Raw genomic sequence first — 25,888 nt, 5'->3', positions numbered from 1 at the left:
GCACGAGGCAGGACGCTGGACGGAAGAAGGGAGCGGCGATGCCGACGCGAGAGCCGACGCGAGAGCCGGCGCGTTCCCCGGGGCGGCACCAGCCCAGGCGGCCGCCTGCGCGCATCCCGGCCAGGCGCACCTTCGGCGACGTGCTCGCCGGGCTCGCCGCGCTGGTGGCGCTGGTGGCGTTGGTGGGCGGGGTGCCGTACGCGCTGCTCATGTTCGCCGGGCCGCCGGTCACGTCCGAGATGCTCGACCTGCGCTTCTTCACCGCCGAGGCCGGGCCGAGCACGATCCAGGCCGTCCTGGTGCTGCTGGTGTGGCTGGCCTGGTTCCAGCTCTTCGTGTGCGTGCTGGTCGAGGTGTACGCCGGTGTCCGAAGGGTGGGGATGCCCGCCCGCGTACCGCTGTCGGGCGGCACGCAGGCGCTGGCCAACAAGCTCGTCGGCGCGGTGCTGCTGCTGTTCACGGCCGGGGCCATGATCGCGCCCATCGCGCGGATGGCCGCGCCGCCCGCCGCGCCACCGGTGACCGCGGTCGCCTACTCCGCGCCGATCGTCGAGCAGACGCTGGAGACCCACAAGACCAAGAAGGTGTACGTCGTGCAGCCCCCGCACGGGCGGCACCACGAGAGCCTGTGGGAGATCGCGGAGAAGTGCCTGGGAGACGGCCGCCGATATCCCGAAATCTACCGACTCAACCAGGCCAAGGAGCAGCCGGACGGCACCCGCCTGCGCATGGCCGACCTGATCAGGCCCGGCTGGGTGCTCGACATGCCGGACGACGCCAGGAACGTGCACATCGTCCCCACCGGCCAGTCCCGCGAGCAGACGTTGCGCGAGCACCCCGGCGTGGCCCACACCCGCGCCCAGCCCGACGCCCGGCAGCACGCCGCCAAGAAGGCCACGGAGGGCAAGAGCACCGAGAAGAGCGAGAAGGACCAGGCCAGGCACCGCAAGCCCGACGTCCGGCAGGACCAGCCCGAGATCACCATCAGGGAGGCCCAGAGCCTCGACCTGATCGACTACCTGGCCGGGGCGTCGCTGGCCGCCGCCGGGCTGCTGGCCCTGCTGGCCAGGAGGCGGCGGGAGCAGTTGTGGCGCCGGGTGTTCGGGCGCCGGATCGTCCGGCCGCGCGACGACGCCGCCCAGGCCGAGGTCGCGCTCAGGCTGGGCGGCGACGCGCCGGGCGCGCGCATCCTCGACATCGGGCTGCGGCTGCTCGGCGCCGAGCTGGCCGCCCAGCACCGCACCCCGCCCACCGTCTACGGCGCCCACCTGTCCCCGCGCACGCTCGACCTGTGGATCCACCCACCGGACGACGACCCGCCCGAGCCCTGGACGGCCCAGGACGGCGGCCAGGTGTGGCGCCTGCCCGCCCACGAAGGCCGCCTGCTGGAGGAGCAGGCGGGCGGCGCGCCGTACCCGGGGCTGGTCTCGATCGGCACGGACGCGAGCGGCCGGGTGCTGATCGACCTGGAGGCCGCGCAGGGCCTGATCAACATCCGCGGCCCGCAGACCACCGCGGCGCTGGCCGCGCTCGCCGTCGAGCTGGCCACCAACCGCTGGTCCGACCGCATGCGCATCACGCTCGTCGGGTTCGGCGAGGAGCTGACCGCGATCGCCCCCGACCGGATCAGGGCCGTCGGCGGCCTGGCCGAGGTGCTGCCCGAGCTGGAGGCGACCGCCGCGCCGCGCAGGGAGGTGCTCACCGGACGCGTCTCCGGCAGCCCGCGCGAGGCCCACTACCTGCTGTCGGCCGTGGCGCCCACGCACGAGGAGGCCCGCCGCCTGGCGCTGCTGGCCCGCCGGGACACCGCCGGGTACGTCCTGGCCGGCGACGTCCCGCACGCCACCTGGACGCTGGAGATCGGCGACGACGGCCGGGCGCGCATCGCCGAGCTGGGCTTCGAGGTCGAGGCCCAGCTCCTGCCGCGCCGCCACTACAAGGCGCTGGTCGACCTCTTCCGCACCGCCGGACGGCTCGACGGCGAGGCCTGTCCCGAGGCCGAGCCGCTGGAGGGCCTGCACCCGCCCGCCGTCGAGATCAGGATGCTCGGCCCGATCGAGATCGCCGGGCTCGCGCCCCTCGAAGAGGGCCGCATGGCGCTGGCCACCGAGCTGCTGATCTACCTGGCCACGCATCCCGGCGGCGTGCACCCCGTCGTGCTCGGGGGCGTGTTGTGGCCGCGCGGGGTGCAGACCATGGTCAGGGACGCCACCATTGCCCGCGTCGCCGACTGGCTCGGCCCCGAGCACCTGCACGTCGACGAGGCCGGGCGGCTCAGGCTCGGCCCCGAGGTCCGTACGGACTGGGCCCTGTTCCGCGAGCTGGTCCGCCGCTCCCAGCACGACCCGACGGCCCGCACCGTCCTGCTGGAGAAGGCGCTCGGCATGGTACGCGGCCCGCTCCTGGCCAACCGCCCGTCCGGCCGGTACGCCTGGCTGGCGGCCGACGACCTGGAGTACGACGTCGCGGCCGGCGTGGCCGACGCGGCCCACCGGCTGTGCGAGCTGCGGCTGGCCCAGGACGAGCCGGACGCGGCGGTGGCGGCCGTCCGCGCGGCGTTGCTGCTGGCGACCGACGACGAGGGGCTCTGGCGCGACCTGCTGCGGGCCACCCACGCCACCGGGGACGCCGTCCGCATGCGGGCCGTGGTCGAGGTGCTGACCCGCAGGGCCGCCTCCCACCCGTACGGCGGCGGGATGGCCCCGGAGACCGAGGCGTTGATCGAGGAACTGCTGCCCTCGTGGCGCATCCACGTGGTGAGGGAGTCGTCCGCATGAGACGTATGACGGTGGTCGCGCTCGTCCTGCTGGTGGCGGGGTGCGGGCAGGCCGAGCGGCCGTACACGCCGCAGCCGGGCCCGTCCGGGACCGCCGGGGCGACCGCGACGGCGCCCTCGACGGCGGGCTCGGTGCGGCCCTCCGCCGACGCGCCCGGCGTCGAGACGGTCGAGGTCGGCGGCGGGAAGCTGCGGGTCGACATCGACTGGCCCGCCCGGCGCGACCCGCTCATGCGCGTCATCACCGACTGGTACCTCGCCTCCCGCAAGGTGATGGTCTCGGGAAGCGATCGATACCTGAAGGATCTGGATCTCGAACTCCAGGCGGTGCGCCAGGCGTATGACGGAGTACGCCGGTACACCGAGGAGGACAGAAGGGTGAAGGGCGTCGCCAGGCTGTACGGCCTGCGGGTCACGAAGGTCCTGGACAAGGGCGCGCAGGTCGACACCTGCGTGGACGAGTCGAAGGTACGCGTGGTCAGCGCGAGCAGCGGCGAGGCCGTCTCGCCCCAGCCCTCCATCATGCGCGCCCCCTACCTCCAGAGGGCCCTCGCGCACCGCGGCGACGACGGCGTGTGGCGGATCCGGGAACTCCTCTATGACAAGGAAGGATGCGCGCGATGAACCGCGTGATCTCGCTGGCCACCGCGGCCCTGATGCTGCTGGGCCAGCTCGACGACCCCGGCGAGACGGCCGGCAGCCCCATCGAGCACGGCCGGACCAGAGGGATCGAGCTGCGCAACTCCAGGATCGTCATCTCCGGCAACGGCGCCAAGGGCGGCAGCGCGGACGGATACGTCCTCAAGCGCCCCTGCTGGTACGAGCCCGGCATGACGGGCGCCGAGATGCTGAAGTCGCAGGAGGCCCTGCGCGACTACTGGTTCAGGTACACCAAGGACGCGTCCGAGGAGGGGTTCCAGGAGTTCCTCAAGCAGTTCAAGGACAAGGTCGGCAAGGACGGGCGCTGGTGGGGCCCGGCGTACGACGCCTCCGACCCGAAGGGGCAGGTCTGCTTCGCGGCGCTCGACCCGTTCGTGTTCGTGCCGCCGGGCACGACGCCGCCCGCCGGGATCACGATCCGGGAGCTCGCCGAGATCGCCAGGGCGTCCCTGACCGTGCCCGAGCCCACGATCAAACTGAGCCCCGACGCCAAGAGCTACGTCAACCTGCCCACCTGGGTCTGGCTGGAGGGCCTGGGCGAGCGGCGCAGATCGGTGACCGCGGAGATCCCGGGCGTCATGAGCGTGACCGTCGTGGCCACGCTGAAGAGCATCAAGATCGACCCGGGTACGGCGAAGGACCGGGCGGAGGTGCACGAGGAGGGTTGCGGGGCGGCCGGACGCCCGTACGCCAAGGGGGCCTCGTTCGCCTGTGGTGTGCGTTACCTGCGGGCCTCGATCGACCAGCCGCGCGAGGCGTACCGGCTCACCGTCACCACGTCGTGGCCGGTGGAGACGACGGGTGACGCGGTGCCGTTCCAGTTCGCGCCGGTCGAGGTGGGGGCGACCCGGGACGTGCCGGTCGGCGAGATCCAGAGCAACGTGAAGCCCTAGCGGCGGCCGGCCTAGGCGATCACCGCGGCCAGCGGTGCCAGCTCGGGCTGCCCGGCCGCCTCCGCCAGCACCTCCTTCAGCACGGTGTCGTGCGTCGGGCCCGCCGCGGTCAGCAGGGCGCGGCCGTCGGGGGTGACCTCGGAGTAGATGCCGCGCCGGTCGTCCTCGCACAGGTAGCGCTTGAGCAGGCCGCGCTTCTCCAGCCGGGTGACCAGCCGGGTGGTGGCGCTCTGGCTGAGCACGACGGCGCGGGCGAGCTGCTGCATGCGCATGTGCCAGCCGTCCTGGCGGGCCAGGGCGTCGAGCACCGTGTACTCGCTCACGCTCAGGTCGTGCGCCTTCTGCAGCGCCTTCTCCAGCCTGTCCTCGATCTTCGCGTGCAGGGCGGCGAGGGTGCGCCACCCCTGGGCACGCGCCTCCACGGCGTCGTCGGCCAGAGGCATGTGGAACCCCTCCTCCTCGTGCTCGTGACAACGATTAGTCGGCGTCTGCAAATGATGCCTACGCCGTCTAACGTCGCATGAGCCCCATTCTATGCCGCCAACGCCGCCACCCGGCTCGGCTAGGAGATCGGCGTTTGTCCGCTTTCGTGGGCGAGGAGCCATTCCTTGACCGGGACGCCGTAGTAGTACCCGCCGTAGCCGCCCGTGCTGGGCAGGACGCGGTGGCAGGGGACGAAGGGGGCGATGAGGTTCTGGGCGCAGGCGGATCCGGCGGCGCGGGCGGCGGTACGGGGGAGGCCGGCGGCCTGGGCCAGCTCGGCGTACGAGACCGTCGTCCCCGCGCGGACCTCGCGCAGCGCTTCGTGCAGGCGCTTGCGGGTGGGGGAGCCCGGCTGCGAGACCGGGACGGCGTCCAGGGCGTCGAGGTCGCCGTCGAAGTAGGCCCGGACGGCTTCGGCGGGGGCGCCGAGGTCGTCCACCACGTCGAGGCCCTCCGCCTGCAGGACCGGGGTGAGGCGGACGAACATCTCCGCCGGGTCGGCCGTGAAGCCGCCCGCGACGAGGACGCCCTCGCGGGTGAGCAGCGACAGCGAGCCGATCGGCGTCGGCAGGACCTGAGCGGTGATCATGAAGAGCTCCAGAGGTGCAGGGCGGCGTAGGCCCGCCAGGGCCGCCACCGTTCGATGTGGTCGTCGGGGATGCCCAGGGCGGCCATGCGCTTCTTCAGTACGAGGTCGCCCGTGGGCCAGGCGTCGGGGTCGCGCAGGGCGCGCAGGGCGATGTAGCTGGCGGTCCAGGGGCCGATGCCGGGCACCTTCAGCAGCTCGGACACGGCCTCGGCCGGGTCCTGGCCGCCGTCGAGGTCGATGTCGCCGTCGGCGACCCGGCCCGCCAGGTCGGCGAGGGTGGCGATCCTGCGGTTGGTCAGGCCGAGGCCCGTCAGGTCGGCCTCCCGCAGCTCGGCCGCGGTGGGGAAGAGCGGGCCGCCGGTCCTGGCGACGATACGGCCGAGCAGCGTACGGGCTCCGGCCACCGAGATCTGCTGGCCGACCACGGCGCGTACGGCCAGCTCGAAGCCGTCGAACGTGCCCGGCACCCGCAGTCCGGGCCGCGCCTCGACGAGCGGGGCCAGCGAGGTCTGGCCGAGCGCCTCGGCGATGGCGTCGGGGTCGGCGTCCAGGTCGAGCAGGCGGCGGCAGCGGGCGACGATGCGGGCGAGCTGCCGGGTGTCGGCCAGGGCCACGTCGAGCGCGATGTGGTCCCGCCGGGGGTGAGCGTGATCGTCCCGCCCGGCACGACCCTGGAGTACGACTCCGGGCCGGCCACCTCAAGGCCGGGAATGGCACGCGAGGTCAGGAACCCGAACACGCCCGCCACGTCGTACGGCTCGCGGCGGTGCAGCCGCAGCCTCAGCGTGACCGGCCCGGCGACCTCGGGCTCGGGCGGCGCCGCCGGACGTCCGGCCGTGGCGCGCAGCTCGCTGGGCGTGAAGCCGTACGTCTCCCGCATCGTGGCGTTGAACTGCCGCACGCTGCCGAACCCGGCCGCGAACGCCACCTCGGTGACCGGCAGCCCGGTCTCCGTCAGGAGCTGCTTGGCCAGCAGGAGCCGCTTGGTGCGGGCCACGGCCAGCGGCCCGACGCCCAGCTCGGCCACGAACAGCCGGTGCAGGTGGCGTTCGGTGATGTGCAGCCGCCGGGCCAGTCCGGCCACGCCGCGCTCGTCGGCGGCTCCGTCGTCGATCAGCCGCAGGGCCCGGCCGACGAGGTCGCCGCGCAGGTCCCAGCCGGGATCGCCGGGCGACAGCTCGGGACGGCAGCGTTTGCACGGCCGGAACCCGGCCGCCTCGGCCGAGGCCGCGTGCCGGTAGAAGCGCACGTTCCTGGAGGAGGGGGTACGCGCCGGGCAGATCGGCCGGCAGTAGATGCGCGTCGTCGTCACCGCGGTGTAGAAGCGCCCGTCGAACCGGGAGTCCCTGGCGGAGACCGCCCGGTAACAGGAGTCGAAGTCGAGCTCTAGGGGTGACATGCCCCCGAGACTATGCGCGGGCCGCGGGTGCCGACCGGCGGAAATCGGACCTCACCATGAAAACGCAGGTCAGCAGGTCAGTACGGCCGACCGGCGATATTCGGACCTGATCGGCGAAGCGCTGAGAAGTGGATCGGCAGCCAGCTCACCGCCATGATCACCGCACCCGCCCAGAGCGAGGCGCGCACCCCCACCAGCTCCCCGAGCAGCCCCGCCAGCAGCCCGCCGAGGCCGACCGCGCCCATCAGCAGCAACCGCATGGTGGCGGTCATCCGGCCGAGCAGGTGGTCCGGCGTGACGCGCTGCCGCAGGCTCACCAGCAGCACGTTGTTCACCCCGGTACGGAACGTCAGCACGAACCACGCCGCCGCCGCGGCCCACAGCCACGGCCCGGCGTCGAGGAACGGGATCACCAGCGCGGCCGGGGCGGTGGCCAGGCTGACCACCCACACCGCGCGGCCCGTGCCGAAGCGCCGGCCGAGCAGATGGGCCGACGACGACCCGGCGAGCACGCCGAGCCCGCCCACCGCCAGGTAAGCCCCGAGCACCCACTCCGGGTAGCCGAGCCGCCCGACGATGAGCACCGGCAGCAGGACCGAGCAGAGCGGGAACGCCAGGTTCGCCATCGTGCCCTGGACCAGGGCCGCGACCAGCACCCGGTTGCCGAGGATGAACCGCACGCCCTCCGCGATCCGGGCGCGCAGGGACTCCGCGGCCTCCGGCGAGCCGTCCCGGGGGAGGGCCGGCTCGGGGACGCCGCGCAGCCAGGCCGCCGACCACAGGTAGCTCAGCGCGTCCAGCAGCACGGCCAGCGGCGCGCCCGCGACCTGGGCCAGCACCCCGGCGAGGCTGCGTCCGGCGACGTCCATGCCCGCGCTCGTGCCCACGAGCAGCGAGTTGGCCGACGTCAGGCGCTCGCGGCCGACCAGCCCCGGCACGATGCTCATGGACGCCACGTCGAACAGCAGCGACCCCGCTCCCACGAGCACCGTCACCACGTAGAGCTGCGCCATGGACAACATCCCGGCCCACCAGGCCACCGGCACCGACAGCAGCGCCGCGGCCCGTGCGGCGTCCATCGCGATCATCAGGCGGCGCCGCCGGACGCGGTCCACCCACGCCCCGGCGGGCAGCCCGATCACCAGGGCCGTGAGCGTGGCGAGCGCCGAGAGCAGCCCGACCTCGCCCGCGCCCGCGCCGAGGGCGGTCACGGCGAGCAGGGGGAGGGCGACGTAGGTGATCTGGCTGCCGAGCTGGCTGACCGTGCCGGCGACGAACAGGTTGCGGAACGCACGAAGCCGCAAGAGCGGAGCTTCCGCCAAGGTTGCTGACATGTCGGCAGGATGCTGAAATGTCGGGCAAGGCCGCTATCGATTAAGTGACAAGCAAATTCAATGACCCTCGACCTGACGTTCACCGCCCGCGACATCGCCAACATCCGCTTCGCCGTCTCCCCGCTCGGCGAGGTCGTGGCCAGCGCGCGCGTGGTGAAGAACCCGGCCGCGCACCCGCTCCTGCGTCCCTGGGCCGACCAGGTGCGCCGCCGCCTGCATGACGTGGACTGGCGGCTGCTGTCCGACCTGGTCCCGGTGCCCACCATCTCGATCGCCGGCTTCACCTGCACGCCGCCCTCGACGTCCATGCCGGACCTGGAGCTGGAACTCGCCACGATGCGGGGCGCGGCCGCACGGGTCCGCACGGACCTGGACCACATCGGCGGTCCCCGGACGAAACGGGTGCAGGCCCTCTACGACGACCCGGAACAGGGCCTCGAACGCCTGGCCGCGGAGGTGGCCGGCTACTGGGAGGCGGCGATGGCGCCGTACTGGCCGCGGATCAGGTCGCTGCTGGAGGGCGAGATCCTGCACCGGGCCCGGCTGCTGGCCGAGGGCGGCGCCCAGCGCATGCTGGCCGACCTCGACGACACCGTCACCTGGGACGACGGCACGCTGCGGCTGGAGCACCGGTACGTGTCCGGCCGCCGGTCACTGAGAGGGCTCGGGCTGCTGCTGGTGCCGTGCGTGTTCGCCTGGCCGCGGGTCCTGTCGGTCACGACGCCGCCGTACCAGCCGACCGTGCGCTACGCGCCGCGCGGCATCGCGACGCTCTGGGAGCGCCGCGAGGTGAACCCGCCCGAGGCGCTGGCCGCCGTGCTCGGCAGGACGCGCGCCCGGCTGCTGGCCGAGCTGGACCAGCCCGCCTCGACGCGCGACCTCGCCCAGCGTGCCGGGCTCTCCGAGCCCGGCGTCAACCAGCACCTGACGGCGCTGCGCAAGGCCGGCCTGTGCACAGCGCACCGCACCGGCCGGTACGTGCTCTACGCCCGGACGGCGGTCGCCGAGACGCTGCTCTACTTGGAGGAGACCCCCACCCCCAGGTCGAACTCCCGGTAGACGCGCGCCCAGAACCCGTCACGCAGCCAGACCCGGGCCTCCGGGTAGGGCCGCAGCGAGTGCCCGAGCTCCTTCTCCGCCTCGATCAGCAGCTCGGTGTCGATCACCGTCGGCAGGATCGGGCCGGGCAGCAGGTCGCGGATGTTGTCGCGGCCGCGGGTGAGTATCCACTTCTGGGCGACGTGCTCGCCGACGTCCTCCACGCGCGGACGGCTGGGCCCCAGCTTGGCGACCTGGCCGGGCTTGGCGTGCGGCTTGACCGGCGCGCGCCCGGCGAACACCTGGGCGGGCGAGGGAGCCGCGGCGGGCGGGGTGACCGCAACCGGCTGCGGAGCGCGACTGAAAAAGGGCCTCAGAAAATCGGCGGAGATCACTTCCACCGTGTCGGACTCCCACACCAGGCGCTCGGCCTGGTTGGTGCCGTAGGGCGGCTCGACGCCCCACAGGTGGATGCGCACGCCGTACGCCTGCGCCGCCTCGACCGCCGGAACCATGTCCTCATCGCCCGCCAGCAGGATCGTGTCGGTCACCGCGTGATGCCGGGCGAGCGCCTCCAGGTCGCTCCTGATCTGCGCGTCGACGCCCTTCTGCTGGCCGCGGGCGTTGAGGTTGCCGAGGCGCACCTTGACCCACGGGAGCTGCGCGATGACACGCTGGTCGACGGTCGGCACACGGTCGCGGGCGGCGTCATACCAATAGATCCGCAGAAGTTCGCCGGAAATACGTTCCTCTGCATGTTTCTGTAGACTCTGGATGAGCTCATCGGCGGCCACCCGATATTCCTTGCGTTCCTTCGCGCCGAGCAGCACCTCACCTGCCGCAGCGTAGAGATAACCGACATCCACTAGGACGGCGTACTTGGCTGCCACAGGATGCGGCATGAGGTCTGGGATGGCCATGTCGTCCTCCAGGCCGCGGTGTTAGTTGATCGGCTGACTATATACGCCTACTTTCTCTAGATAGTCCCAACTCCCGGGGAACTTGACACCCGATTCCCGGGATCTATCTAGGGTAGTGCGCTCATCCGCCAAGCCGCCTTCCCCGGCAGGCCAGGGTTACGCATACCTCTAGCGGGGTTTCGCCATGTTTGTCTACGGGGTCTCTCGGGTTCGGCGTACGAGCTCCGGCGCGTGGCGAGCACGGCCACCACGGCCGCGATCTCCTCGGGCGTGGCGTCGCCGCGGACTATGCGCAGGTGGTCGCTCATAGAGGAATGTTCCCATGCTTCTTCGGCGGCAGCGAGGCTCTCTTGTTACGCAACGCGCGAAGTGCCCGGACAACTTGGGGCCGGGTTTCGGACGGCCGAATCACCGAGTCCACATAGCCGCGTTCGGCCGCGATGTACGGATTGGCCAAAGTGTCCTCGTACTCGGTGACGAGCCGGGCGCGCTCGGCGTCGGGGTCGTCGGAGGCCGCCAGTTCGCGCCGGTAGAGGATGTTGACCGCGCCCTGTGCGCCCATGACCGCGATCTGGGCGGTGGGCCAGGCGAGGTTGACGTCCGCGCCGAGGTGCTTGGAGCCCATGACGTCGTACGCGCCGCCGTACGCCTTGCGGGTGATGACCGTGACCAGCGGGACCGTGGCCTCGGCGTAGGCGTACAGGAGCTTGGCGCCGCGGCGGATGATTCCGTTCCATTCCTGATCGGTGCCGGGGAGGAATCCCGGTACATCAACAAAAGTCAGGATCGGAATATTAAAGGCATCACAAGTTCGAATAAATCTGGCGGCCTTCTCGGAGGCGTCGATATCCAGACATCCGGCGAAATGCATCGGTTGGTTGGCGACGACCCCGACCGGCTGGCCGTCCACGCGGCCGTAGCCGACCACGATGTTCGGCGCGAAGAGCGCGTGGACCTCCAGGAACTCCCCGTCGTCGAGCACGTGCTCGATCACCTGGTGCATGTCGTACGGCTGGTTGGGGGAGTCGGGGATCACCAGGTCGAGCTCGGGGTCGGGCTCCAGATCGGCGGCGGCGGCGAAGGCCGGGGCCTCGTCCAGGTTGTTGGAGGGCAGGTAGGACAGCAGCGCCTTGACGTAGTCGAGGGCGTCCTCCTCGTCGGCGGCCTGGTAGTGGGCCACGCCCGACTTGGTGTTGTGCGCGCGGGCCCCGCCCAGCTCCTCGAACGTGACCTCCTCGCCGGTCACCGTCTTGATCACGTCGGGGCCCGTGATGAACATGTGGGACGTCTGGTCCACCATCACCACGAAGTCGGTCAGGGCGGGCGAGTAGACGTGGCCGCCGGCCGCGGCGCCCATGATGAGCGAGATCTGCGGGATCACGCCGGATGCGTGCACGTTCCGCTTGAAGATCTCCGCGTAGAGTCCGAGCGCGACCACACCCTCCTGGATGCGCGCGCCGCCGCCCTCGTTGATGCCGATGATCGGGCAGCCGGTCTTGAGCGCCAGGTCGAGCACCTTGACGATCTTCTCGCCGTACACCTCGCCGAGGGAGCCGCCGAAGACGGTGACGTCCTGGGAGAACACGCAGACCTGGCGGCCGTCGATCGTGCCGTGGCCGGTGATGACGCCGTCGCCGTACGGCCGCCGCCTCTCCAGCCCGAACATCGTGGACCGGTGGCGGGCGAACTCGTCGAACTCCACGAACGAGCCCTCGTCGAGCAGCGCGAGCACCCGCTCGCGCGCGGTCATCTTGCCCTTGGCGTGCTGTTTGTCCACCGCCGACGACGAGCCGGCGTGCACGGCCTCGTCGAGCCTTCGCTCCAGGTCAGCGATCTTGCCCGCGGTGGTGTGGATGTCCGGCATCTCCGGCATGGGATCGGCGGCTGCGCTCATGCGCGTTAGGCTAACCCGTCCTCCTAGAGTGGATCCATGACGGATGCGGTTCGCTCCCACGGCCTGTACAAGCGCTACGGCGCGCAGGTCGCGGTGGCCGGGGTCGACCTCGTGGTCCCGGCGGGCAGCTTCGCGGGCCTGGTCGGTCCCAACGGGGCCGGCAAGACGACCACGCTGAGCATGATCACGGGCCTGCTGCGGCCCGACGGCGGCCGGGCCGCGATCGACGGGTTCGACGTCTGGCGCGACCCGGTCGCCGTCAAGGCGCGCATCGGCGTGCTGCCCGAGGGGCTGCGGCTGTTCGAGCGGCTGTCGGGCCGCGAGCTGCTGCTCTACAACGGCCGGCTGCGCGGCATCCCCAAGGCCGACGTCGAGCAGCGCGCGGGCGAGCTGCTCGACGTGATGGACCTGACCGGGGCCGCCGACAAGCTCGTCGTCGACTACTCCACCGGCATGCGCAAGAAGATCGGGCTGGCCGCGGCGCTGCTGCACAATCCGTCCGTGCTCTTTCTCGACGAGCCGTTCGAGGGGGTCGACCCGGTCAGCTCCAACACCCTGACCGAGGTGCTGCGGCGTTTCACCGCCTCCGGCTCGACGGTCATCTTCTCCAGCCACGTCATGGATCTCGTCGAGCGGCTGTGCGACTGGGTGTCGGTGATGAGCGGCGGCCACATCGTCGCCCAGGGGCCGCTGGAGCAGGTGCGCGGCGGCTCCAGCCTCAACGAGGCGTTCATGCGGCTGGTCGGCGGCGGCTCGCGCGCCCACGGCGAGGCCGGGCTGAGCTGGCTCGGCGCCCGCCACGGCGAACAGCCCCCGACCGCACCCCCTGCCGTGCCCCCTGCCGCCGCCGCGCCCCAGGACACGCCGTGAGCGCCTCCGGGACCGCCCCGGAAAGAGCCGCCAGGGCGTCCGCCGTCACGGGGTCGCCCATGGCGACGGCCGCGCTGTTCGCGCGGCTCAAGCTGCGCCTGCTGGTCGGCAACCTGCGCGGCGACGTGCAGCGCAAGCTCGGCTTCGTCTTCACCCTGCTGGCCGCGGCCGGCCTGGCCGTGCTCGGGTTCCTGCTGATGAGCCTGCTCAGGCTGGCGCCCTCCGACGTCGCCGCCGAGCTGGTGATCGTCGCGTTCGCGTTCTTCCTGGTGAGCTGGATGATCGTGCCGCTGCTGGCGTTCGGGCTGGACGACACGCTCGACCCGGCGCGGCTGTCGCTGTTCCCGCTGCGTACGCGCGAGCTGGCCGTCGGGCTGTTCACCGCGTCCGCGACGGGCGCGTGGCCGCTGGCGATGCTGGTCGTCACGGCCGGCGCGCTGGTCGGGCTGCCCACGGGCATCGGGGGCGTGCTGCTCGGCGTGCCCGCGGTGCTGCTGCAGTTCGCGCTCTGCGTGGTCACCTCGCGACTGATCACCACCTCGCTGTCCGGGGCGCTGCGCAGTCGGCGCGGGCGTGACGTGCTGGCCGTGGCCGCCCTGTTCGTGGTGCTGCTGGCGCAGCTGCCCAACCTGCTGATGAACCGCGGCCTCGGCGACCCCGCAGCGATCCTCCACCGGCTGGCCGGCGTTCTGCGCTGGACGCCGCCGGGCATGGCCGCGCACGCCATGGCCGACGGCGGCCTGGTCGGCGTGGCGGAGCTGGCCGCCGTCGCGGTGCTGGTCGTGGTGGTCGCCTGGCTGTGGATCAAGGCGCTCGGCCGTGCCCTGGTCTCGCCGGACGCCTCGACGCAGGCCGCCTCCGTACGCCGCGAACGCGGCCTGACCGACCGGCTCCTGCCCGACGGGCCGCTGGCGGCCGTGGTGACCAAGGAGCTGAAGTACATCAGGCGGGAGCCGAGGTTCCGCGTGGGCTGGTTCTCCTCGGTCGTGGTGACCGTCATCCTGGCGTTCTCGCTGAACAACAGCACCGAAGGGCAGGCGGGGCCAGTGCTGCCGGTGCTGATCACCGGCATGGGCGCGCTGATGATCTCGTTGCAGTCGGGCAACGCGTTCGGCATCGACGGGCGTTCCCTGTGGATGAACGCCGTGGCCTTCGGCTCGGAGGAGGACCTGCGCCGCGACCTGGCGGGCCGCCACCTGGCCAACTGCCTGGTCGCCGCGCCGCTGCTGCTGCTCGTGGCGGTCGTGGCCGCGCTGCTCACCGGCAGCCAGGAGGCCGTCGTGCCGGCGTTCCTGACCGGGCTGGGCGCGCTCGGCGTCGGGCTCGGGGTCGGCTCGGTGACCAGCGTGACGATCCCGTACACGCTGCCCGAGCGGATGAACGCCTTCAGCGGCGCCGCGCCCGGCCAGGGCGGTCAGGCGTTCGCGTCGTCGATGGGGGCGATGCTCGGGATCGCGCTGATGTCGCTGCCGATCGTGCTGCCGCTGGCGTTCGGACTGATGTGGGTGTCGGTGCTCGCGCCCTTCTACGGCCTGCTGATCGAGGTGCTCGGCAGACGCCTCGCCGGCAAGATCGGCTTCCCCCGGCTCCCCGAGTTGCTGGCGGCCGTCTCGAAGCCCAGCTAGGGAGTGGTCTAGTCCAATGGGCGAGACCGCCATGCGGTCGCCGAAAGCGAGTCGATACCCTTCGAAGCATGATTGACCAGGGGCTCGAGCGTCGTAGTGCCGCCGTGACCGAGATGCCTGACGAGCTGCGCCACGACGTGCGCATGCTCGGCAAGCTGCTCGGCCAGGTGATCGCCGAACAAGGTGGCGAAGACCTGCTGGCCGACGTCGAACGGTTGCGCAAAGCCGTCATCGCGGCGCGCAGAGGCGAGATTTCCGCCGACGAGATCACCGAAATGGTCGCCGGATGGGAGATCGAGCGGGCGGTCGCCGTCGCCCGCGCGTTCACTTGTTACTTCCACCTGGCGAACCTGGCCGAGGAGCACTACCGCATCCGCACGCTGCGCGAGCGCGACGCCGAGGGGAGGGTGCAGCGGGAGTCGCTGGCGCAGGCCGTCCACGAGCTCGGCGACGAGCGCGTGCGCGAGCTGCTGCAGGGCCTGGAGCTGCACCCGGTGCTGACCGCGCACCCCACCGAGGCGCGCAGGCGCGCGGTCGTCACCGCCATCCAGCGCATCAGCGGCCAGCTCACCGAGTACAACGCGCCCGGACGCGGCGCGTCCGAGCGGGCCGAGAGCAGGCGCCGCCTGCTGGAGGAGATCGACCTGCTGTGGCGGACGGCCCAGCTGCGCTCCACCAAGCTCGACCCGCTCGACGAGGTGCGCACGGCCATGGCCGCCTTCGACGAGACGCTGTTCCGCATGGTGCCCCAGGTCTACCGCTCGCTCGACGCGGCGCTCGACGCGGGCACCGGCACCCGTCCGCCGCTGGCCAGGCCCTTCATCCGCTACGGGAGCTGGATCGGCGGCGACCGTGACGGCAACCCCAACGTCACCGCCAAGGTCACCCGCGACACGATCCAGATCCAGTCCGAGCACGTGCTGACCGCCCTGGAGACGGCCTGCACGCGCATCGCCCGCACGCTGACCGCCTCCGCCCAGTTCTCGCCCTGCTCGGCCGAGCTGAAGGGCGCGCTGGCCGCGGCCGTCGACGCGCATCCCGAGCTGGTCTCCGAGCTGGCCACCCGCTCGCCGCGCGAGCCCCACCGCCAGTGGCTGCTGTACGTGGCCGCCCGCATCGCCGCAACCCGCCGCCGCGACCTCGACCTCGCCTACCGCGCGCCCGCCGAGCTGCTGGCCGACCTGCGGCTGGTGCAGGAGTCGCTGGCGCGCAGCGCGCCGCGGCAGGCGTACGGGGAGCTGCAGCACCTCCTCTGGCAGGTCGAGACGTTCGGCTTCCACCTGGCCGAGCTGGAGGTGCGCCAGCACTCGCAGGTGCACGCGGCGGCCCTGGAGGAGATCAGGGCCGGCGGCGAGCTGTCGGAGCGCACCGAGGAGGTGCTGGCCACGATCCGGGTGATCGCCTGGATCCAGGAGCGGTTCGGCGTCACGGCCTGCTCCCGCTACGTGGTCTCCTTCACCCGCTCGGCCGACGACATCGCGGCCGTCTACGAGCTGGCCGGGCACGCCCTGGGCGACCGGGCGCCGGTGCTCGACGTGGTGCCGCTGTTCGAGTCCGGCCAGGACCTGGCGAACTCGCCGCGCGTGCTGAGCGGCATGCTGGAGATCCCGCAGATCCAGGACCGCCTGGCCGCGACCGGCCGCCGCATGGAGATCATGCTCGGCTACTCCGACTCGGCCAAGGAGCTCGGCCCGGCGGCCGCCACCCTGCGCCTCTACGAGGCGCAGGAGGAGCTGACCGTGTGGGCCCACGAGCACGACGTCAAGCTGCGCATGTTCCACGGCCGCGGCGGCGCGCTCGGCCGCGGCGGCGGCCCGGCCAACCGGGCGGTGCTGGCGCAGGCGCCGGGCTCGGTCGCGGGCCGCTTCAAGGTCACCGAGCAGGGCGAGGTCATCTTCGCTCGTTACGGGCACATCGCCATCGCCCGCCGCCATCTGGAGCAGGTCACCAACGCCGTGCTGCTGGCCTCCTCGCCCACGGTCGGCGCGCGTACGGCGGCCGCCGCCGAGCGGTTCCGCGGTCTGGCCGGGCAGGTGGCCACGGCCTCGGAGGAGGCCTACCGGGCGCTCACCGAGGCCCCCGGGTTCCCCGAGTGGTTCGCGCTGGTCAGCCCGCTGGAGGAGATCGGCTCGCTGCGGCTCGGCTCCCGTCCGGCCCGCCGCGGCCTGGGCGCGCCGCGCTCGCTGGACGACCTGCGGGCCATCCCGTGGGTGTTCGCCTGGGCCCAGACCCGCGTCAACCTGCCCGGCTGGTACGGCCTGGGCACCGGCCTGGCCGCCGTCGGCTCCCTCGACGAGCTGCGCGCCGCCTACGCCGAATGGCCGCTGTTCAACGCGATGCTGGACAACGCCGAGATGTCGCTGGCCAAGACCGACCGGTCGATCGCCAAGCGCTACCTGGCGCTCGGCGGCCGCGACGACTTCGCCCGCCAGGTGCTGGAGGAGTACGACCGCACCCGCGAGCTGGTGCTGCGGGTGACCGGCCACACGCGGCTGCTGGAGAACCGCAAGGTGCTCTCGCGGGCCGTGCAGCTGCGCGACCCGTACGTCGACGCGCTGTCGCACCTGCAGCTGCGGGCGCTGCGCGCGATGCGCACCGAGGACCTGTCGGAGCAGGAGCGCGAGCGGCTGTCCACGCTGCTGCTGCTGTCGGTCAACGGCGTGGCCGCCGGCCTGCAGAACACGGGCTGAGCACGCGCGGACGGCCCGGCGGGGGGCCGGGCCGTCCGAAGCGCGGGTGATCAGCGCAGGCTGTCGAAGAAGGCCGTGATGTCGGAGGTGAGCGCCTCCGTGGCGGTGTGGGCCGTGTAGTGGCCGCGGGCGGGGGCGGGCAGGGTCTTCCACGAGACGATGCCGTGGTGGTCGCGCTCGGCGAAGCGGCGGATCGACTTGAAGTCGCCCTCGGCCATGGCCAGCGCGGTGGGGGTGGTCGTCGGCTCCTGCGGCTGCTCCATGCGGGCGTTCTCCCAGTAGAGCCGCAGGGCCGAGCCGGCGGTGCCGGTGAACCAGTGGATCGAGGCGTTGGTCAGCACGAAGTCGTCGTCCAGGTCCTCGTCGAAGAGCTGGGCGAGCCAGCCGACGAGCCCGGCGGGGGAGTCGGCGACGGCGTGCGCGAGCGTCTGCGGCTGCTGCGACTGCAGGACGTTGAACGCGCCCTTCTCCTTCCAGAACCAGTCGAGCACGGCCAGCCCGGCCTGGTCCTCCTCGCTCAGCTCGGCGAACTCGGCCGGGTCGCCGGAGGGGAAGGAGAACAGCTGGGTGACGTGCACGCCGACGACGTGCTCGGCGTCGATCCGGCCCAGCTCGGGGGAGATCATCGAACCGCCGTCGTTGCCGACGGCGCCGTAGCGCTCGTAACCGAGGCGGGCCATCAGCTCGGCCCATGCCCCGGCGATGCGCCGGTTGTTCCAGCCGAGCTCCTTGGTGGGGCCGGAGAAGCCGAAGCCGGGCAGCGAGGGGACCACCACGTGGAAGTGGCGCGACAGCGGCTCGATCGCGTCGAGGTACTCGGCGACGGTGCCGGGCCAGCCGTGGGTGAGGATCAGCGGCAGGGCGTCGGGGTTGTCGGAGCGTACGTGGATGAAGTGGATGTTCTGCCCGTCGATCTCCGTCGTGAACTGCGGGTAGGCGTTGAGCCTGGCCTCCTGGGCGCGCCAGTCGAAGCCGGTCTGCCAGTGGGCCACCAGGCGCTTGACCCGCTCGACGCCCACGCCCTGGTCGGCGCCCGGGATCTCGTCGGCGAAGCGGGTCATCGCGAGCCGGGCCCGCAGGTCGTCGAGGTCGGCCTGGGAGATCTCGATGCGGAACGGACGGATGCTCATGAGGGGTCCTCTCGACCGAAAAAGCGGAACGGCTTGTTCTGTTCCAACTATAGCAGAACGGAACGCTTCATTCCACAATCGGCACAAGGCGGTTCCAAGTGACTTCCAAGGATCACTGAGCAGCATGGGGGCTTTGACGAGCGCAGAAAGGGACCCCCTCATGAAAAGGACAGCCTTGCTGCTGGGCGCGGTGATGCTCGGCAGCCTGCTGGCCGCTCCTCCGGCCCAGGCCGCCGCCGCCCCGGCGACCTCGGTGACCCGGGTCAGGGCCGTACCCGCCGGTCAGGCGGGCGAGTGCCCCACGACCGTGGCCTTCTCCGCCACCGTGGCCGCCAAGGGCAAGGGCACCGTGCGGTACCGCTGGGTACGCGGTGACCGCAGCAAGAGCGCCATCAGGAGCTTCCGCGTCAACGGCGCGCGCAAGGTCGTCGTGAGGGACCGCCAGACCTTCGACCGCGACACGACCGGCTGGCAGGCCGTCGAGGTGCTCGGCCGGCGCGGCCTGTCGGCCAAGGCCCGCTTCCGCGTCGCCTGCGCCGGAGCCCCGCAGCGGTACGACGTGGTCAACCCGCTGCCCGCCCAGCCGGACAGACCGCTGGAGGCGGCCGCGAGCGTGCAGGCGAGCCCGCCCCGCCAGATCGGCCGCTGCCCGGCCACCGTGACGTTCACCGCGACCATCCAGGTCTCGCGCACCCCCGCCAAGGTCGGCTACCAGTGGATCGACAGCGCCACGGGCGAGGGCGCGGTGGAGTCGCTGTACTTCGCCGCCGGCGGCCCGCGCAGCAGGCAGGTCACGCTGCCGCTGTCCGTGGGCACCTCCACCGCGGGCTGGAAGTCGGTGCGGATACTCAACGCCGGCGGGCACGACTCCGCGCGGGCGTCGTACGAGGTGACCTGCCGCCTCACGCCGGGCCCCAAGCCCACCACCACGCCCACCCCGACGCCGACGACCTCGCCGACGCCCAAGCCGACCACGACTTCAGAGCCCCCGGCGCAGCAGCCGCAGGCGGCGATCAGCGCCCTGACGCCCGGCGACTACGAGGGCTACTGCGACGAGCCCATCGCCTACCAGGCCACCGGCCGCATCACCCTCCCGGCGGGCCCGGCCGCCAGCGTCGGCTACTGGTGGACCCTCGACGGCACCGAGTGGCAGCACCAGACCGTCAGCTTCCCGGCTGGCACCCAGCCCAGGTCGCAGGACGTCACCGCCGCCTGGAGCCTCGACCAGTCGAAGACCGGCTCCCACAAGCTGGCCCTGACCACCCAGCCCGCCTCGGCCCAGGCCGCCGAGCGCACGTTCGCCCTGTCCTGCACGACCGACCCCAACCCCGCCAAGCTGGCCATCCCCTACATGCTGACGCCCGTCTACCGGGGCGACTGCACCGGCTCCATCGGCATGCGGGCCGACGCCCGGATCACCACCGACCGCGAGGCCGAGGTCCGCTACCGCGTCGTCGTGGACGGCAAGCCCGGCCCGGTCAGGACGCAGGAGGCCAAGCCCAACAGGGCCCAGATGATCGGCGACCTGTTCTACATCTCCCCGAAGGCCACCGGAAGCGGTGTGATCCGCATCGAAGTGCTGAACCACAACAAGCTGGTCAGGGAGAAGCCGTACACGGTGACCTGCGTGCCGGTGGACCCGTCGCCGGGCACGGTGCGGATCAGCGAGTTCCGGCCGGTCCACTACTTCGGCGACTGCGCCGAGTCCCCGTACGTGACCGCCCACGGCGCCTTCCGGGCCGCGCCGGACACCGAGATCACCTGGCGCTGGGTCATCGACGGCAGGCCCACGGAGCCGGCCACGTACAAGACCAACGCCGGCGGCCTGCTCCAGGTGCAGGCGGCCTACTGGAGCCGGGACACGAAGACCTCCGGCGTGGTCCGGCTGGAGGTGCTGAACCACAACAAGCCGGCCACCGAAGGCACCTATCCGGTGACCTGCGAATAGCCCTCACAAGGCAGATCCAACCGGGACACAAGCTGCCTTGATCATCCTGGGGTTCCGTCATCGCGAGGAGGAACCCCAGGATGAGATGGACAGCCCTGCTGCTGGGCGCCGCGCTGCTCGGCGGCCTGCCGGCCGTCACCGTGCCCGCCGCCGCCACCGCGGCGAGCGCGGCGGACGTGCCACAGGTGGTCATCGACGGGCTCACCCCCGGCAACTACTCGGGCACGTGCGCCGCGCCCGTCACCTACAACGTCGCCGGGCACGTCGAGCTCCCGCCCGGACCGGCCACCACCGTGGCCTACTCCTGGCAGCTCGATGACAAGGAGCTGCGCGGCGCCACGCTCTCCTTCCCCGAGAGCGCCCAGCCCAGGTCGCAGGCCGTCTCGGCCACCTGGAACTACAGCACCTCCAACGTCGGCGCCCACCGCGTCCGGCTCGTCGCCCAGGGCGGCACGGCCGAGCAGGGTTTCAACTTCAGCTGCGGCCCGGCCGCGCCCCCGGCGTACGTCACCGTCAGCGGGATGCTGACACCGTCCCGCGTCGGCGAGTGCGCCTCCCCCTTCGGGCTCCGGGCGGAGGCCGTGGTGATGGCGGACCGCGACACCGAGATCCAGTATCGGATCGTCGTGGACGGCGTCCCCGGCTGGGTCCGGTCGGAGCAGGTCAGGGGCGGGGTCAAGGCCCAGATCGGCGACCTGTGGTACAGCTCGGCGCGATCGAGCGGCACCGGCCGGGTACGCGTCGAGATCCTCAACCACAACAAGCCCGTCAAGGAGGAGACCTACCTCTGGTCGTGCCGGGCGGCCCCGTCGCCGGTGCCTTACGTGCGGATCAGCGAGTTCACCCCGATGGCCTACTACGGCGACTGCGCCGAGGCGCCCTGGCTGACCGCGCACGCCGCCTTCCGCGCCCCGGCGGGCGCCCGGATCGACTACCGCTGGCTGATGGCGGGCACGCAGCTCGACACGAAGTCGCTCATCGTGCCCGAGAGCGGGATCCTGAGCGTGCAGGCTCCCGCGTGGCGGCAGGAGTCGAAGCAGTCGGGGAACCTCACACTCGAAGTGCTGAACAACAACCAGCCGACGCTGACCTCGACCCAGCGCGTGGTCTGCCGCTGACTAGGACGTGACGACGCGCTCCTGACCGGCGTAGACGTTGCAGCGCTCGCCGCGCAGGAACCCCACCAGCGTCAACCCGAACTCCCTGGCCAGATCGACGGCCAGGGACGAGGGCGCCGACACCGCGCAGACCGCCGGGACGCCGGCCGCCAGCGCCTTCTGCATGATCTCGTAGCTGGCCCTGCCGCTGACCATGAGCACGTGCTCGGCCAGCGGCAGCCGGTCCGCCAGCGCCGCCCAGCCGACCAGCTTGTCCACGGCGTTGTGCCGGCCGACGTCCTCGCGCAACGCCAGCAGCGTGCCCGACGCCGAGAACAGGCCCGCCGCGTGCAGCCCGCCGGTCTTGCCGAACACGCCCTGGGCCTCGCGCAGCGCGCCGGGAAGGCCGTACAGGACCTCGGGCGTGAGTTCGAGCGAGCCCCTGGGGATCGGCTTGCACCGGCCGTGCAGCGCGTCGAGGCCGGCCGAGCCGCAGACGCCGCACGCGCTGGAGGTGAGGAAGTGCCGGTCGAGCGCGGGCAGGTCGGGCACCGGGCCGTGCAGGCGGACGGTGACGGTGTTGTAGCGGGCCTCGGGCGGCAGGTCGTCGTCCGTGCAGTACGCGATGGCCGCGATGTCGTCCGGCCCGGCCAGGCCCTCGCCGCTCAGGAACCCGGCGGCCAGCTCGAAGTCGTGCCCCGGCGTGCGCATGGTGATGGCGACCGTCTTGCGGGTGCCGTCGCCGCCGGTGAGGCGGATCTCCAGCGGCTCCTCCGTGGCCAGGTCGTCGCGCCGGTCGCGGACGCCGGAGCCGGCCAGCTCCCGGATGCGGACGCGGGTGGTGGGCCCGGGACGCGCCTTCACAGCGGCCGCACGGTGACGAGCGCGTTGTAGTCGGGGATGCGCGCCTGTGGCGAGCGCCGGGCCTCGTCGAGCAGGACGTTCCCCTCCGGCCAGTGGATCTGCAGGTTGCCCGGCATCAGCGGGGCGCGCAGCACCTTGCCCTGGTAGGTGCGCTCGCCCGCGCGCAGCTCGACCGGGGCGCCGTCGGCCAGCCCGAGCCGGTCGGCGTCGTACGGGCTCATCAGCACGGCCTCGCGCGCTGCGCCGTTGAAGCCGTCGAGCCGCTCGTGGACCATGCTGTTGAACTGCTTGCCGCGCCTGGTCGCGACCTTGAACGTGCCGTCGGGGCGCTCAAGGGCGGGCGGCTCGACCACGGAGAAGACGGCCAGCCCGTCGGGCGTCTGGAAGCGGCCGTCGGCGAAGAGGTGGCGGCCGCCGTACTGGACGTTGTCCCCGAACTTCCGCAACCCGGAGATGCCCTGGTAGAACGGCACGACCTGCTCGATCTCCGCACGGATCTGCGGAGTGCCGGTGAACCGCACATGGTCGGCTATCTCCGGACGGGTACGGGCGGCCAGCTCGGCGAAGATCTTCCACTCCGGCCACGCCTCGCCCACGCGCGGCCCCTCGACCTCGGGCGAGAAGATGATCCGCCGCTCGGTGGAGGTCTCGGTCACGCCGCCGACCATCTCGTAACGCGTCTGGGCGGGCAGCAGCAGCACGTCGCCCTCGCCCGGCACGAGCATCTGCGAGGACAGCACGATGTCGATGTGCACCCGCAGCCCCAGCCTGGACAGCGCCTCGCGGCAGTAGGCCGGGTCGGGCAGCACCTCCAGGAAGTTGCCGCCGGAGGAGACGAGCGCGTCGAGCTCGCCCCGGTGGGCCGCGTCGATCATGTCGGTCGCGGTCAGCCCGGCCGTGTCGGGCACCTGGAAGCCCCACAGGTCGGTGAACTTGGCGGCGTTGGCGGACGTGATCGGCAGGCCGCCGGGGAAGCCGGTCGCGTACGCGCCCATCTCGGCCCCGCCCTGGACCCCGCTGTGCCCCCGGATCGGCATCAGCCCGCACTTGTCGCGCCCGAGGAAGCCGCGCGCGAGCGCCAGGTTGACGATCGCCCGGACGTTGTCCTCGCCGTAGGTGTGCTGGGTGATGCCCATCGACCAGACGAGCACCGCCGAGCGCGCCCGGCCGAGCAGCTCGGCCAGCCGGAACATCTGCTCCTTGGTCGCCCCCGAGAGCGCTTCGAGCTCGGCCCACGACTGGGCCTCGACGGCCTTGCGCGCCTCCTCGAACCCGGACGTGCGCCCGGTCACGAACGCCTTGTCCACCCAGTCGTTCTCGATGAGGTGCTTGAGCACGCCGTTGAGGAAGCCGATGTCGCCGCCGACGTTCACGCCGAAGAACTCGTCGGTGATCTTCGTGCCGAACAGCGCGGACTCGGCGTTGGAGGGCACCCAGTACTTGTCCATGCCCGGCTCGCGGTAGGCGTTGACCATGGCGATCCGGGTGCCGGCCTTCTTGGCGTGGTAGAGGTACTTCATCGCGACCGGCTGGTTGTTCGACGGGTTCGAGCCGATGAAGACGATCAGGTCCGAGCCGATCCAGTCGGTGTAGGAGCAGGTCGTGGCCGCCGCGCCGATGGTCTGCTTGAGCGCGACCGTCGAGGGCGAGTGGCAGATGCGGGCGGCGTTGTCGACGTTGTTCGTGCCGAGCGCCCGCACCGCCTTCTGCGCCGCGTAGTAGTTCTCGTTGGGCACCCCGCGGCTGGTCAGGTACGTGCCGAACCGCGCGCCGCGCAGCCGCTCGGCCGCCACCCGCAGCGCCTCGTCCCACGTGACGCGGGTGAAGCCGGGCTCGCCGGCCCGCCGCAACATCGGGTACGGCAGCCGCCCCAGCTCCCGCAGCTCCGCGCTCTTCCGCCCGGCCAGCCCGGAGACGTCGCGCAGCAGCGACACGTCGAGCGCGGGCATGGTGTTGAGCGGCAGCAGGCGCAACCTGATGTTGCACAGGTGGATCTCGTCCATCGTCCAGTCGCGCATGCCCTGCGTGCCGAGCGCGCAGCCGTCGCAGGTGCCCTGGTTGAGTATGCGCCAGGCGTAACGCCTGTTCCCCTTGACCGACCTGAACGCCTTCCACAGCTCCAGGTAGTTGTTCGGCTTGCGCAACCCGAGGCCGAAGGGCCGCCACGATGCCCAGTTGCGAGGGTCAGGACGTCTGCTCATCCCCCCATCTTTACCCCTCATGCGGACTTCGAGACCAGCCGGTGCGGTGCGACGACCTCGGCGCGAGTTCGGCCAAGATAGGGGGATGGCCTCCTCGCGCTACTCCGACCTCGACCGTCCGCCGCTCTCGGAGGCCGCGCTCAACCGCGCGCTCGTACGTCCGGGCGCCCTGTGGACGGGCGTCACCGTCGTCGAGACCACCGGCTCGACCAACGCCGACCTCGCCCCGGCCGCCCAGGCCGGGGCCGAGCAGGGGCGGGTGCTGGTGGCCGAGTCGCAGGTCGCCGGCCGTGGCCGGCTCGACCGCGCCTGGTCGGCGCCGCCGCGGTCGGGGCTGACGTTCTCCGTCCTGCTCAGGCCCACGACGCCGGTTCCGACCCAGGGGTGGCTGCCGCTGCTCTACGGCGTGGCCGCCGCCTCGGCCGTGCGCCGGCTGGCCGAGGTCGACGTGCGCCTCAAGTGGCCCAACGACCTGCTGGTGGGCGAGCGCAAGCTGGCCGGGGTGCTGGCCGAGCGGGTCGACGACGCCGTCGTCATCGGCATGGGGCTCAACGTCTCCCTGCGCGCGGAGGAGGCACCGGTCGAGACGGCCACGTCCCTGGCCATCGAGGAGGCCGCCTGCGTCGACCGCGACCCGCTGCTGCGGGCCGTGCTGCGCGAGGTCGAGAGCCACTACCGCGAGTGGGAGGCGGCGGGCGGCGACGCCGAGGCCGCCGGGCTGCGCGCCGCCTACCTCGGCGCCAGCGCCACGGTCGGCCGCGACGTCCGGGTGGAGCTGCCGGGCGAGCAGGTGCTGACCGGGCGAGCGACCGGCATCGACGGGTCCGGCCACCTCCAGGTGGAGTCCGGCGGCGAGCGCTACACGCTGGGCGCCGGAGACGTCGTGCACGTGCGGGCCGCCCGTTGAGCCGGGGCGTAGCCGCTCGGGCGGGTTGGTGGCAGCATGTGCGGCATGACCCTTCCCGACCACCATCTGACGCAGGGTGAGCAGCGCGTCCGATCCTTCCATCCCCACTGGAAGCGCCTTGTCGGCCCGTTCTTCGCGCTGATCCTCATCGCCGCGGCAGCGGGTGCGGCCCTCTACTTCTTCCCCACCACCTGGGGGGAGAGCGTCACCTCCTACGGCAGGATCGCCGTCGTCGTCATCGCCGTGATCCTGCTGACGATCTTCTCGTTCGTGCCCTACCTGCAGTGGAAGAACACCGGTTACGTCCTGACGACCCACCGGTTCACGATCAGCATGGGCGTGCTCAACAAGTCCACCGACGAGATCCCGATGGCCAAGGTCAACACCGTCAGCTCCGACCAGACGTTCATGGAGCGCATGCTCGGCTGCGGCACGCTGACCGTCGAGTCCGCGGGCGAGCGGGGTCAGATCGTCCTGCGCGACATCCCGCGCATCCAGGACGTCCGCATGGACCTGTTCAAGCTGGTCGAGGACGCGTCCGACGGAGAGATCGACGGCCACTGAGGTTGG

The 25,888-nt window shown here is 72.1% G+C and carries 21 protein-coding genes and 2 pseudogenes; 11 read left to right on the top strand and 12 right to left on the bottom strand.

The genetic code is table 11. The features are described 5' to 3' along the window. Nucleotides 1-38: 38 nt before the first annotated feature. The 3 genes from ACNF49_RS52090 to ACNF49_RS52080 are packed head-to-tail and all read left to right on the top strand — an operon-like array spanning nt 39 to nt 4,329. Nucleotides 39-2,777, top strand: a complete 2,739-nt coding sequence (locus tag ACNF49_RS52090; RefSeq protein ID WP_482942282.1) for an AfsR/SARP family transcriptional regulator — start codon at nt 39-41, stop codon at nt 2,775-2,777. After that, complete coding sequence (locus tag ACNF49_RS52085; protein WP_482942281.1) at nt 2,774-3,400, top strand: hypothetical protein; 627 nt, start codon at nt 2,774-2,776, stop codon at nt 3,398-3,400. The genes ACNF49_RS52090 and ACNF49_RS52085 overlap by 4 nt, the downstream gene beginning before the upstream one ends. Further along, entirely contained in the window at nt 3,397-4,329 is a 933-nt protein-coding gene (locus tag ACNF49_RS52080; protein ID WP_482942280.1) for a hypothetical protein, read from the top strand. The genes ACNF49_RS52085 and ACNF49_RS52080 overlap by 4 nt, the downstream gene beginning before the upstream one ends. A gap of 11 nt (nt 4,330-4,340) precedes the next feature. Here the strand turns inward: ACNF49_RS52080 and ACNF49_RS52075 are convergent, their stop codons facing one another. The 6 genes and pseudogenes from ACNF49_RS52075 to ACNF49_RS52050 form a co-directional block, all read right to left on the bottom strand. Further along, the gene (locus tag ACNF49_RS52075; protein WP_482942279.1) at nt 4,341-4,772 is read right to left on the bottom strand and encodes a MarR family winged helix-turn-helix transcriptional regulator; all 432 of its coding nucleotides are present in this window, start codon (nt 4,770-4,772) and stop codon (nt 4,341-4,343) included. 119 nt (nt 4,773-4,891) lie between these two features. Further along, nucleotides 4,892-5,401 (bottom strand): methylated-DNA--[protein]-cysteine S-methyltransferase, encoded by a 510-nt coding sequence (locus tag ACNF49_RS52070; protein ID WP_482942278.1) that lies wholly within the window; start codon nt 5,399-5,401, stop codon nt 4,892-4,894. Beyond that, on the bottom strand, nt 5,398-5,805 hold the full coding sequence (locus ACNF49_RS52065; RefSeq protein ID WP_482945697.1) for a DNA-3-methyladenine glycosylase family protein: 408 nt from the start codon (nt 5,803-5,805) through the stop codon (nt 5,398-5,400). Before ACNF49_RS52065 ends, ACNF49_RS52070 begins: the two co-directional genes overlap by 4 nt. 105 nt (nt 5,806-5,910) lie before the next feature. Beyond that, nucleotides 5,911-6,015 (bottom strand): annotated as a pseudogene (locus ACNF49_RS52060) (AlkA N-terminal domain-containing protein); the annotation flags it as partial. Nucleotides 6,016-6,116: 101 nt separating this feature from the next. After that, nucleotides 6,117-6,800: pseudogene (locus ACNF49_RS52055) on the bottom strand (bifunctional transcriptional activator/DNA repair enzyme AdaA); the annotation flags it as partial. Nucleotides 6,801-6,877: 77 nt separating this feature from the next. Further along, the gene (locus tag ACNF49_RS52050; protein ID WP_482942277.1) at nt 6,878-8,104 is read right to left on the bottom strand and encodes an MFS transporter; all 1,227 of its coding nucleotides are present in this window, start codon (nt 8,102-8,104) and stop codon (nt 6,878-6,880) included. Between the two features lie 90 nt (nt 8,105-8,194). On the opposite strand from ACNF49_RS52050, the gene ACNF49_RS52045 reads away from it, so the two are divergent. Beyond that, nucleotides 8,195-9,193 (top strand): ArsR/SmtB family transcription factor, encoded by a 999-nt coding sequence (locus ACNF49_RS52045; RefSeq protein ID WP_482942276.1) that lies wholly within the window; start codon nt 8,195-8,197, stop codon nt 9,191-9,193. On the opposite strand, the gene ACNF49_RS52040 is transcribed toward ACNF49_RS52045, so the two are convergent. From ACNF49_RS52040 to ACNF49_RS52030, 3 genes are all read right to left on the bottom strand, one after another. Then, on the bottom strand, nt 9,151-10,092 hold the full coding sequence (locus tag ACNF49_RS52040; RefSeq protein ID WP_352321648.1) for an NYN domain-containing protein: 942 nt from the start codon (nt 10,090-10,092) through the stop codon (nt 9,151-9,153). The two genes, ACNF49_RS52045 and ACNF49_RS52040, sit on opposite strands and share 43 nt — an antisense overlap. 107 nt (nt 10,093-10,199) lie before the next feature. Then, nucleotides 10,200-10,400 carry an acyl-CoA carboxylase subunit epsilon gene (locus tag ACNF49_RS52035; protein WP_352361841.1) on the bottom strand — a complete coding sequence of 67 codons (201 nt, stop codon included), beginning with the start codon at nt 10,398-10,400 and terminating at the stop codon, nt 10,200-10,202. Continuing rightward, nucleotides 10,397-11,986 carry an acyl-CoA carboxylase subunit beta gene (locus tag ACNF49_RS52030; protein WP_357970030.1) on the bottom strand — a complete coding sequence of 530 codons (1,590 nt, stop codon included), beginning with the start codon at nt 11,984-11,986 and terminating at the stop codon, nt 10,397-10,399. Before ACNF49_RS52030 ends, ACNF49_RS52035 begins: the two co-directional genes overlap by 4 nt. Nucleotides 11,987-12,022: 36 nt before the next feature. Here ACNF49_RS52030 and ACNF49_RS52025 point away from each other — a divergent pair, with 36 nt between their 5' ends. The 3 genes from ACNF49_RS52025 (at nt 12,023) to ACNF49_RS52015 (ending at nt 17,171) form a co-directional block, all read left to right on the top strand. Further along, nucleotides 12,023-12,856, top strand: a complete 834-nt coding sequence (locus tag ACNF49_RS52025; protein WP_482942275.1) for an ABC transporter ATP-binding protein — start codon at nt 12,023-12,025, stop codon at nt 12,854-12,856. Continuing rightward, a complete protein-coding gene (locus tag ACNF49_RS52020; protein ID WP_482942274.1) occupies nt 12,853-14,481 on the top strand; it encodes a hypothetical protein in 1,629 nt (542 codons plus the stop codon). Before ACNF49_RS52025 ends, ACNF49_RS52020 begins: the two co-directional genes overlap by 4 nt. A gap of 68 nt (nt 14,482-14,549) precedes the next feature. Further along, nucleotides 14,550-17,171 carry a phosphoenolpyruvate carboxylase gene (locus ACNF49_RS52015; protein ID WP_482942273.1) on the top strand — a complete coding sequence of 874 codons (2,622 nt, stop codon included), beginning with the start codon at nt 14,550-14,552 and terminating at the stop codon, nt 17,169-17,171. A 50-nt stretch (nt 17,172-17,221) separates the two neighbouring features. Here the strand turns inward: ACNF49_RS52015 and ACNF49_RS52010 are convergent, their stop codons facing one another. Continuing rightward, nucleotides 17,222-18,301, bottom strand: coding sequence for an epoxide hydrolase family protein (locus tag ACNF49_RS52010; RefSeq protein ID WP_482942272.1), 1,080 nt, complete (start codon nt 18,299-18,301; stop codon nt 17,222-17,224). A 160-nt stretch (nt 18,302-18,461) separates the two neighbouring features. Here ACNF49_RS52010 and ACNF49_RS52005 point away from each other — a divergent pair, with 160 nt between their 5' ends. Next, on the top strand, nt 18,462-20,249 hold the full coding sequence (locus tag ACNF49_RS52005; RefSeq protein ID WP_482942271.1) for a hypothetical protein: 1,788 nt from the start codon (nt 18,462-18,464) through the stop codon (nt 20,247-20,249). An 80-nt stretch (nt 20,250-20,329) separates the two neighbouring features. Beyond that, nucleotides 20,330-21,367, top strand: coding sequence for a hypothetical protein (locus ACNF49_RS52000; RefSeq protein WP_482942270.1), 1,038 nt, complete (start codon nt 20,330-20,332; stop codon nt 21,365-21,367). Here ACNF49_RS52000 and fdhD read toward each other — a convergent pair whose 3' ends face one another. Then, nucleotides 21,368-22,210: a formate dehydrogenase accessory sulfurtransferase FdhD gene (gene fdhD, locus ACNF49_RS51995; protein ID WP_357970044.1), complete on the bottom strand. Its 843-nt coding sequence runs from the start codon at nt 22,208-22,210 to the stop codon at nt 21,368-21,370. Beyond that, the gene (locus ACNF49_RS51990; RefSeq protein WP_357994553.1) at nt 22,207-24,411 is read right to left on the bottom strand and encodes an FdhF/YdeP family oxidoreductase; all 2,205 of its coding nucleotides are present in this window, start codon (nt 24,409-24,411) and stop codon (nt 22,207-22,209) included. The genes fdhD and ACNF49_RS51990 overlap by 4 nt, the downstream gene beginning before the upstream one ends. Nucleotides 24,412-24,496: 85 nt before the next feature. On the opposite strand from ACNF49_RS51990, the gene ACNF49_RS51985 reads away from it, so the two are divergent. Together ACNF49_RS51985 and ACNF49_RS51980 are read left to right on the top strand one after the other, a co-directional pair. Beyond that, the gene (locus ACNF49_RS51985) at nt 24,497-25,318 is read left to right on the top strand and encodes a biotin--[acetyl-CoA-carboxylase] ligase (RefSeq protein WP_482942269.1); all 822 of its coding nucleotides are present in this window, start codon (nt 24,497-24,499) and stop codon (nt 25,316-25,318) included. 45 nt (nt 25,319-25,363) lie between these two features. After that, nucleotides 25,364-25,882: a PH domain-containing protein gene (locus ACNF49_RS51980; RefSeq protein ID WP_357970051.1), complete on the top strand. Its 519-nt coding sequence runs from the start codon at nt 25,364-25,366 to the stop codon at nt 25,880-25,882. Nucleotides 25,883-25,888 lie beyond the last annotated feature (6 nt).

Source organism: Actinomadura sp. ATCC 39365, from assembly GCF_054392275.1.
Note: the sequence above shows the minus strand (reverse complement) of the source record. Positions and strands in the feature narration are given on the sequence as shown.